The organism is Moorena sp. SIO3I8 (assembly GCF_010692325.1).
In the GTDB taxonomy this organism is placed as follows: domain Bacteria; phylum Cyanobacteriota; class Cyanobacteriia; order Cyanobacteriales; family Coleofasciculaceae; genus Moorena.
Map to the genome: position 1 here is coordinate 183,849 of NZ_JAAHHW010000002.1, position 9,842 is coordinate 193,690.

General features: G+C 44.5%; 9 protein-coding genes. 6 read left to right on the forward strand and 3 right to left on the reverse strand.

Features of this window, described 5'->3' with window-relative positions; genetic code table 11:
- Positions 1-50: 50 nt before the first annotated feature.
- Positions 51-587, forward strand: a complete 537-nt coding sequence (locus tag F6K51_RS01555) for a retropepsin-like aspartic protease (protein ID WP_293017526.1) — start codon at positions 51-53, stop codon at positions 585-587.
- Here the strand turns inward: F6K51_RS01555 and F6K51_RS01560 are convergent.
- Both F6K51_RS01560 and F6K51_RS01565 read right to left on the reverse strand, forming a co-directional pair.
- Positions 565-3,483: a VIT domain-containing protein gene (locus F6K51_RS01560; protein WP_365939891.1), complete on the reverse strand. Its 2,919-nt coding sequence runs from the start codon at positions 3,481-3,483 to the stop codon at positions 565-567. The two genes, F6K51_RS01555 and F6K51_RS01560, sit on opposite strands and share 23 nt — an antisense overlap.
- A gap of 145 nt (positions 3,484-3,628) precedes the next feature.
- Complete coding sequence (locus F6K51_RS01565) at positions 3,629-3,817, reverse strand: CPXCG motif-containing cysteine-rich protein (protein ID WP_071103615.1); 189 nt, start codon at positions 3,815-3,817, stop codon at positions 3,629-3,631.
- 221 nt (positions 3,818-4,038) lie between these two features.
- Between F6K51_RS01565 and F6K51_RS01570 the strand changes: the two genes are divergently transcribed.
- The 3 genes from F6K51_RS01570 to F6K51_RS01580 all read left to right on the forward strand — a co-directional run bounded on the left by F6K51_RS01570 (position 4,039) and on the right by F6K51_RS01580 (position 5,079).
- Entirely contained in the window at positions 4,039-4,509 is a 471-nt protein-coding gene (locus F6K51_RS01570) for a GNAT family N-acetyltransferase (RefSeq protein WP_293017528.1), read from the forward strand.
- A 168-nt stretch (positions 4,510-4,677) separates the two neighbouring features.
- Positions 4,678-4,887 (forward strand): hypothetical protein, encoded by a 210-nt coding sequence (locus tag F6K51_RS01575; protein ID WP_293017529.1) that lies wholly within the window; start codon positions 4,678-4,680, stop codon positions 4,885-4,887.
- On the forward strand, positions 4,888-5,079 hold the full coding sequence (locus F6K51_RS01580) for a hypothetical protein (RefSeq protein ID WP_293017530.1): 192 nt from the start codon (positions 4,888-4,890) through the stop codon (positions 5,077-5,079). It abuts the gene before it with no gap.
- Here F6K51_RS01580 and F6K51_RS01585 read toward each other — a convergent pair.
- Positions 5,059-6,576: a serine/threonine-protein kinase gene (locus tag F6K51_RS01585; RefSeq protein WP_293017531.1), complete on the reverse strand. Its 1,518-nt coding sequence runs from the start codon at positions 6,574-6,576 to the stop codon at positions 5,059-5,061. The two genes, F6K51_RS01580 and F6K51_RS01585, sit on opposite strands and share 21 nt — an antisense overlap.
- A 991-nt stretch (positions 6,577-7,567) precedes the next feature.
- Between F6K51_RS01585 and F6K51_RS01590 the strand changes: the two genes are divergently transcribed.
- Both F6K51_RS01590 and F6K51_RS01595 read left to right on the forward strand, forming a co-directional pair.
- Positions 7,568-7,816 carry a hypothetical protein gene (locus tag F6K51_RS01590; protein WP_293017532.1) on the forward strand — a complete coding sequence of 83 codons (249 nt, stop codon included), beginning with the start codon at positions 7,568-7,570 and terminating at the stop codon, positions 7,814-7,816.
- A gap of 379 nt (positions 7,817-8,195) precedes the next feature.
- On the forward strand, positions 8,196-9,572 hold the full coding sequence (locus F6K51_RS01595) for a hypothetical protein (RefSeq protein ID WP_293017533.1): 1,377 nt from the start codon (positions 8,196-8,198) through the stop codon (positions 9,570-9,572).
- Positions 9,573-9,842 lie beyond the last annotated feature (270 nt).

Genomic DNA, 9,842 nt, shown 5'->3' on the forward strand with positions numbered 1-9,842 from the left:
TCCTTCCTAAAAGTTTGTACTAATCAAAAATTATGGAGTAGATAAATCAGGTGAAACCCTATTTACCAATCCAACTATTAACAACATTATTTGTAATCACAACCAGCACCCTCACTCCTGCTGTTTCTAACGCTCAAATCGATTTAGCCTGTTTCATGCGGGATGCCAATGGCAATCTGATTGACCTTGGCAAACTTTGCGGCATATCAAAGCAAAACAGTTCAGGGGTGATTACAATCCCGATCAAACGCCGAGTCTATAACACTCCTGTAATTGATGTCACTTTTAATGGTAAACGAACCTTTGAAATGGTGGTTGATACAGGAGCATCCGTCGTGACAATTACCCCAAAAATGGCAAAAGCTTTGGCATTGAAACCAGAAGGAACTGCCACGATGGATACAGCTAATGGTACAGTTGATGTACCCCTGGGTCGCTTGGCCTCCGCTGCCGCAGGAGGTATTGTGGCTAACAACCTATTGGTTGCTGTGAGTCCATCCCTGTCAATTGGACTGCTAGGACACAATTTCTATCAAGATTATGATCTGACGATTAAGCAAGATGTCATTGAGTTGCACCTTCGTTAATCCGTAAGGTTAAACACACGCTCTTTACACAGGTTTGGGGAACTCGCCAACAAGAAAGCGATCGCTTAATCAAATCAATCATTTGGGATTCCGTCAGGGTAGAGGCTGCTTCATCCCACATCACCCTGATCACGCGACCTCTACGCACTAGGAACTCGAAGACAATTTCACCAGCTACCCCTAGGGGTAGGTTCAACCGTTGCAGATGTTGGGTTAAACAAGTTGTCCCTATTTCATCTAATCCCTTAACTCTGATCAACTGTAACCTGTGATGGCTGATTGCCGCTGAGCTTAATATCTCTGACTTCACCTTTTGAATCAATCTAGGACAGACCAAGGTCAATTCAAAATTATCTGGTGATTGAGTGCCGAAATTGTCCTCAGTGATTATTTCTGATTCCTGATGGCCAGGATATATATTATCATTATCATTGTCTGGTTCCTGAAGTGTCTTAGAAGTAATATACTCCTGAGGGATAATTTCTGATGCCTTACCGGGAGCATAGAGATTATCATTATCATTACTTAGCTGAGATTCCTTGGACCTGTTTTGCTTATACTCTGACTGTTGAATCCAAGCTTTGGTTTTAACCCCTAATTTCCTATATTCACTTATTGGTAGGACAGACCTTGGGATAGGAGAAGACCAGGCGGTGGGAGAAGACAAGGCAGAGAGGGAAAACAGTAAAGATCGGTTAATCTTAGAGTTCTTAGGTGTCCCCTTTTTCCCCTGGTCATGAGGAAATGGTTTTGAATTGATGTCAATTCCTGCTTGTCTGCGGCTCCCCTTATCCCCTGCTCTCAACCCTGAACGCCACTTCTGTAGCCTGAGTCTATCCTGAATTGCACTAGCAAAAGTACTTTTGATCATGCCTTCCCAGTTAACTCCTTCTGGTATTGTTACTGGTACTTGCATCGATACGAGCTGGCTTTCTCCTGCAACCACCTGATCACTGACAGCAACAAAAGCGGTGTACTGGCACAATAGTTGATAACTCAACGCTGTTGCGGTCACTGCCTCTACCCCAGCTTTGGTTTCACAGCTCAACATTTGCTGCATCAGGTGTTTAATCCTTGCTCTACCCCACAGCTGGGCAATGGCTGGATTGTCGGCTTGATCAAAATTGAGGTTAAATCTTTTCTCGTAGTAACTACCATCCGCCCTAGTACCAGTAATCCTGAGAGTACCAGTAGGGGTTGTTCCCGTAGCGTGGCCTTTTGGCCAAGGTTGGTTTGGGGTTAAGGTTGAATGTTGTTTGGTTGAAAGTTCTAAGGCCGTAGGCCACGCTACGCGATCAGCTGTAGCATTCGAGTCGGGTTGGTTATTCTCCAAACCTTTAACCTTCAACTTGCTAACCTGCAACTGTTCTGCCTGGAACTCTTGAATGGGAGAAATGCGTCCACAGATAACCAAAGGCTGCTGGGTAAATAGATCCGGAGTGGGATTGGGATAAATTATCGCTTCCCCTGGGCCTTCCCAAGTAACGTGAATATTGGTTAGCACTGGGTTATTAATTTGACGGAAAAACTGTTCCGCTACTGCTTCAGTTGGTTCATCCTGACGCACCATTCTAGCTATTCCCCGTCCAATTTCAGCTAAGCGATTGAGCAGAAAGCGGTTCGGAGAACTGCCGACACCAAAGCTATAGATGCGATTTCCAGGTTTAAGCTGTTGCTGTACTTCTGCTAGTACCTGATTCTCATTGCTAATGTAGCCATCACTTAGCAGTACAATACTCCGTAGTCGTCCCTCTGGTGCAGCCGGTAAATTCAGCAAGTTACGAATACCTTTGAGTAAATAAGTACCACCGTTGGCTTTTAATTGATTGATGTAGTTAATCGCCTTTCTACAGTTTTGGGGGGTATTCGATAAGGGTTTGGTAGATAGCTGGGTAGCAGTATCTGAAATATCAATAATGGTAAAGGTATCCTTCGGATTGAGTCCATTAATAAACCGACGCATCAATTCCTGAGACTTTAGCAGAGGATCCCCCATTTGAGAACCAGAGGTATCGATCAGGAACACCACATCCTTTGGCACAATCTCATCGGTGCTATAGTCCAACGCGGGGATAAGATACACAGCAAAATGATTGCCCCGTTGATCTGCGTGGGTAAGTACTGTTGTCTGAGTTTGCTCCTTGGCAATCCCATAGCGTAGAATCAGGTCTTTGTTGGGAATCGTGTCTTCCTGACTCAGTTTTACCCGCAGGATTTGCCCCTGTTGTTCAATGTTAATCTGATGGGAGGTAGAATAAACCTCTGTAATTGCTACTCCAGCGTCAATCTCGACGGTTACCCCAATGTCATGACCTGAGCGCATGTCTGGCGGAATCAAGGGTGGAGTGATCCGGGAAGCATCGGGAACGAAGTCAGTATCCCCACTCTCATCAATGGGAGTACCAGGTATGAAACGGGGGCCAACTACCATTGGGAAGACAAATTCATAATTACCCCCCTGGAACTGTAGCTGATCGGTATAGCGAATGGTGACCTCAATTTGCTCCCCTGGTTTAATGTGAGCTAGAGATTGAGTAAAAATATTATCCCGTTCTTGCTCTAAGAGTCCCGCAGTCCGCCCCTGACTGCAAGCTTGCTCGTAGATAGTTTGAGCCTCTTCCCGTTTTTTGATATTGCCCTCAATTATGCGATCGCTTAATTTAATCTCCATCTCATCCACCGCCGCTTCATCCGGTAGTGGAAATATATAGACCGCTTCTAAGGGTTCGCTGAACGGATTCTCAAAGGTCTGTGTGACCTCTACCCGTGACAGGTGACCGGTAATTTTTGCGTAAACCTCTGTATGTTTCAGAGGAAATACCGAGTGTTCCTCGTCTTCGTTAACGTATAGTCCCCCTAGCAACTGCTTGGAGCATAATAGTGCATGAGTGGGCATGGGCATTTACCTTAAGATTGAGCAAATGGGTGAGCTTCGCCACTGTCCCTATCAGTAGCAAGGTCTTGGGTAGACGCACCATGCTAGCCACAAATCTAATGATAAATCCTTACCAAGAGTGAACTTGGGTCAATCTGCCTTTTAGTTAGCCATCATAATCGCTGTCAATCTCAATATCGAGAGTTTCTTGATCTACCCTTACATACAAAATGTTTGGACGACAGCACACTTGACAATCTTCGATATAGGATTGCTGTTCACCAGCGCTTAGATCAACAAAGGTCAAATTGGTTTCACCACAATAGGCACAGGAATATTGAGCAGTCTCTTGCATTCACTCAGAATTTTCTTTGAGTGTAGCAATAATTTTATTGGGTCAGGGCTGACGGAGATCACAACTGACCTATGAAATTGGTAACTGATAAATTTACAGGCTGACGGTCTGTTGTGGAGTCGTTTTTTGTGGAGTCGTTTTTTGTTGAGATTTGACGGTTGACGGTTGACGGTTGACGGTTGATGGTCAACCATAAACAAAAATTCAATTTACAACAGCTGATGACTAAACCATCTCCATCGTTACCACCAGGATGCATTTTCCGCCCTGCCTGTGCTAAGGATACCTGGGCAATTCTGAAATTAATTCTGATTGCTAAACTAGAGCCTACCCAGTTACGTTGGACCCAGTTTCGGGTGATTGAATTTGAGGGGCGTGTGGTGGCTTGTGGACAATTGCGCAACTTTCCCGATGCCCAAGAATTGGGGAGTTTGGTTGTGGCACCTAAGTGGCGCAATCGGGGCTTGGGGAGTTATCTGATGGAAAATCTAATCAAAGAGGCAACTCAGCCTCTTTATCTCGAATGTATGGGTTGGCTGACGGCATTTTACAACCGTTTCGGTTTTGTGTCAGTATCCTGGCAAGACTTACCCAAATCCCTTAAAGTTAAGTTTGGCTTGTCCAAACTAGCAACTACAGTATTGGGTATTCCTCTATCCATCATGACCTACCAACGAAAGGATGAAGGATGAAGTATGTTCCCGTAGCGTGGCCATTCGCGTACCGTGGCCTTTTGGCCTTGGCCAAGGCCAAGGCTGAATTTTTTGGGATCCATGCTTTTTGTCTTCAGACTTTATACTTGGTATCGAGCTATTGTATGGAGCTATAAAATAAGCAGTATTGGAAGCAGCCAGCCGCCTATGGCAACCGCCGCATTTTTTCAAGGTATATTAGGAGCTTCGAGTTTGGCATTGGGAGCCTTAGTTGGGGTTTTCTGGCAGCCAAACCGCACTGTTTCTGCTGCCATCATGGCATTTGGTAGTGGGACCTTAATTTGTGCGATCGCATTTGAAATCACCATCATTCAACTCCAATTACCCAACGGGCGCGTTGCTGAATTTCGGTATTGATTGGTTTTGTATTTTGCCTTCAACCTTGGCCTTTCGGCCACGCTACGCGAACAACCTTCAACCTTGGCCTTTCGGCCACGCTACGCGAACAACCTTCAACCTTGGCCTTTCGGCCACGCTACGCGAACAACCTTCAACCTTGGCCTTTCGGCCACGCTACGCGAACAACCTTCAACCTTCTGGACTTGGTGATGAATCACTAGATTTGACATCCAACCAAGCTCGGATTTCTTCAACTAACCAATTCAATTCAGCTTCTGGTAATTGTTCGCCAAAGATGTAAGTTTGGGATTTTTGACCAAAGGGTGATGGTCGTTCTACCTGAGTAGTGATCGCAATCCCCCGATGGTATCTGCCTTGTGCATCCCGATAGGCAGTAATATAAACTTCTTTAATTTGTGAGTTTTCTCCTCGATCCCATTTTTTGCGGCTCAAAGATGCCTTAATAATTTCAAATTTTTTGTTATCAAAACAAATACGAACTGCCTCAGAAAAGTCTTTTTCAGAGTTTAATGATGTTATCCACATCACTAAAAAAATTGGGATAGCTAAAGGCAGTAATGAGACTGGAATTGCTAATAAAATTACTAATATTTGAAGAATAAGGTGCTTAAATAAGTCAAGTAAAATTGCTACGACTACTCCCAACCCAACACCAACTAATAACCGGCGTTGCCTAGACTTTTCTAAGGTCTTGAATCGCTGTAGGGAGTAAGAAAATACCCCCTTTACCACCCCTCTAGCTTGTTTTAGGGCATGTTTGAAGGGTTTCATCACTATCATTTCCCAGTGAGAGGGGATATCAATGATCAGTTGTTCTGCTGATTTATGGATACGGACAACAGTGTCTGGGAGACCAGTTGGGGAGGTGTTGTTTGATGGAACCACTGGGTTAGTGTATAGCGCTTCAGTAGCTTGTGGAGCATCACTGAAGCGGCGCTCCACAGCTGGTTCTGTAATTTTCTCTAGCCACGTCACCAAGCCAGGCTCAACAGTAGAACCGAGTAGTTGACGAAATTGAATCCGCAAATTTTCCTGAGGTAACTCAGCAGGTGCCACTCCAGTCAGCAGTTCAATCAAGGTCACCCCTAAGGCATACAAATCAGAAGCAGGCACAGCTTGACCCCCAAACTGTTCCATGGGAGTATAACCATAGGTTCCCACCACTGTAAATGTGGCACCCGCAGTAGTTGGTTGAGCCTGCACTGCTCCAAAATCGATTAAATATACCTGCTCATCCTCACCCCAAATTAGATTGCTTGGCTTGATATCTCGGTGTAAGACTGGGGGGTTGAGCTGATGTAAGTACTGAAGAATTTCTAAAATATCAGCTGCGATAGTATTTACCTGCTGCTGAGAGAATCTAAACCCTTGAGACTGTTGCTGTTTCAGGGATAGACCAGGGATATACTCCTGAACCAGTCCAAACCATAGGATACTCTCATCGAGGGAAAAATAATCCCGATACTTGGGAATCCGAGGATGATCCAGTTGTTTGAGAACTTGCGCTTCCCGCTCAAATAGTTTCAAATCGTCCCATTGTACGGGACCACCTAAAGCCAAAAGCTTGACTACGACTTGTGTGTCAGACTCGGAATCCAGTGCTAGCCAAGTCTGGCGCACTGGATTGTCATTCAGCTGCTGCTGGAGGTAATAGCGATTTTGGAGGACTTTTCCAGATTCTAGCATAGTGTAGTAGGCGTTGAAGCCAGTTCTTTTACTATAGCTTTTGGTGAATACAACATAGTATAAAGAAGGATCCTTGTGAATAAGAGCAATCAACCATGTCCTGTAGTAGTTACAGAAGTATTGGGGTTGTTGCTAATAGATTGTTTGTCAAAAAATTATGATTCCCCTAAATCCCTCTGGTAAGCTATCAGCTAATGCGCTACTTGAGGTGCTACTTGAGGTGCTATCAGCTAATGCGCTACTTGAGGTGCTACTTGAGGTGCTATCAGCTAAAGGCCTGTGGCCACGCTACTTGAGATGCTTAGGTGCGCTTTCCGCATCTAATTATTAAATTCGCCACGGGTCGCACTTGAATAAAATAAGCTGACCGCTAAGCGCTGACCGCTGAATGCTTACTCCCTCTGCCTGATTAACCCCCTTCCATCCCCCTTAAAAAAGCAGAGTTGTTTCAAGGGGTGCTAGGAAGGAAATCAAAGACACGAAGCTCTTAGTTTTTAAAATTTGTTTTATACACAGTACAGTCTATATTCAATATAATATTAATTACATTTTAGGTAATTTTATTGATTGTTTAAATTGAACTTTAAATTATAACGAAGTGAATAATTAAACTAGATAAAAATTAAATTATTGCTCCAGCCAAGATTCCTAAATACCTATTTTAATTGATAACTGCAGATGATCAATCATAAGTTTTACCCTGGCTATTTTTTTGATAAGGACATTGAATTCGCTTTAATAAAGCAAGTTTACATTCTGGATTATATATTTCTATAAAAAACTAGTATTTAATATAAGTAAAACAATGATAATTACATAAACATAAATCCCTGGTTTCAAGCGGAAAGTGATTACAATATCGATAAAAAAATTGGTTATGGTAAAACTAAGTTGATTACAATTTTTACCAATCATGATCTGGAATGTTCAAGTTTTAACTATTTGCCAGAGTAGCTTTTTGGTTAGATTTATCTAACTATAAACTCTGTCAATGAGATGTAGCAACTCTTGTGGAGCATCATCCTTTCCCAGACCAGATAGTTATAGTCTCAAGGAGTTTAATTCAGTAGGTGTTGCAATTGCTGTTGTTGTAGTTGCCCAATCCCAGTGGTTGCCCAATCCCAACTTGAACCTTTTCTGTAATCCAGGCAGACTACCACCAGCCTGTGATGGGATAAAGTCTCTCCCCATCCCTGTTTTTGGCGGAACGGTTTTTGAGCTGGTGGAGCTGTTGCTTTAATAGTTCTATCTGTTGCGTTCTATCGGTTGCGGCTGGGCGGAGATTTGTCAATCTAATTTATTTAGATGTGTTTGCCCTGGGGGGAAAGCCAAACACACAAACAACCACCGTCACGGTTATTCAGTTTTTAAGGCGCGAAACTTTGACACTTGTCCCTAAGTGTGATACTTTCATTGAGTGCTTATCGATACTGATTTAAAGCCAGCAAATCCCACACCATTTACCCCAGCATAACCTCTGGGGGGTGTTGTAATTTGTTTTTACCTGGTAGTCGGTGTCGCACCGCTATCTTCAATGGCCTAAGACTTGGTTTCTTAGGAACCGATTCTTGTCGGGGTCGAGAAGACAAAGATACTGAAGACAATGTGAAATTATTCTTATGATTACTCAGTCACCACCAAGTAACTGGCGACTCAAGCCAGGTTATCTGAGCTATAGTGGCTCTCAGTTTGAGTCCGTTCACATTCTTTTGGGAGGGTTTTTGGCCGATCGCCATTCCTCTAATCCTCTATCGACTGGCTCTTTACTGTCCGACAATCCCAGCTGTGAATGGGGCAAGGGGCAGCCATTCGAAAAAGTGATCGACTCTCCAGAAGCTTTTGCGGCGTTGATAGCAAATCCTCAGTTGTTTCGACATGCGATCGCAATTATTGAACCCTGGAAACATGTGGGCTGTAACCCCCTAGGTGAGGAGGTCCGTGCCTCGGTTAATGTGGCTTATTTGGCGCAAAAAGTTGCTGACTGTGATTCAATTCTCTTTCCCTATTGGGCCTCAGGTCCGTTAGATTTGGAGCGACTGATCCCCGTCATCAGCTCAGGATTGGCAATTGTGGTAGAGGGGGGGGATCCATCTCTCCGGAATCCCTCTACCTTTGCAGGGGCAAGTTGCTCCCATCAGGATCTTCTCCGTCTATCTGAGCAAATTATCCTGTCTCGGACTCCTGCAAGCGCACCTGCCATATTTATTTGTTTAGGGCACCAGCTTGCGGCTCAGGCTCACATCAGCCTGATTCGTCGGGCAGTCAGGGAAGTGTTAGCTCTAGATGTATTGGAAGGGGATGGCAATGGCAAGGCTTTGAGGGCTTTACAACGTGTCTGTCAAGAAATCCAGGCAGTAGGGCAGTCCCTGGTCATCAAGAAGCGGGATGGCCGTGTGGTGGCAGACAATTGGGAGCATCAGGAGTTTGCGGTGGCTCACAACGAAGCAAAAGAGATTGGTGATCGCCAGCTGCGGCAGTATGAATCCCCTGACCATGAGACCTCCGGTGTTCCTGAGGCACTGATTGTTGCCCATGAGATTACCGCTGATGAGCACGAAGGGGTGATTGATACGTCGATTGCCTATGAGCATGAACTCAACATTGCAATGTTTCATTCGGACGAGGTGAACGAAGAGGCAATCTTATTTGCAAACTGGGCGTATCGGTTAATTCATGATGCTCTCATTCCCAGCCGTCACATTGTGGCGAATAGTGCTTTGTCTTGGCTTATCCAGCTCCCTGATGCTGTTGAAATTTTGTGCTCGACGGCGGATGATGATGATGAGGTGTTGACAGAGTGTTCTGCCACTTGCATCAATTACAGAGATTTTGAAAGTAAAACCGTTCGGCGATCGTTTACCTGTCAGTTTCATCCGGAATTGCTGGCAGATCTGCGGGTGGTGGGCTTGCGGCAGCCCCCCTCCTATGAAGAGCTGAAGCAGGATGATGGGGTACGGCTATTTGCACGTTTGTTGTATGCCGGGATGCAGGAATAGCGATCGCAATTTCACAGGCAGACAGCTCTTGCTTGAATAGTTCTATCTGTTGCGTTCTATCGGTTGTGGCTGGGGGGAGATTTGTTTTTGCTGTGGTTCAATCAGTGAGCTAGTTGAGGCGGTATAGCGTAGAGCTTCTTTTGATAGTGGCTAAAACTAACATGAACCAGGTAACGGTACCTGGTTCATGGTTATACTTATTCAACAAAATATCTAGCTAGGGTTTACAGATTCTTACAGCCGAAGCTCAATAAAAAATTATATTCCTCC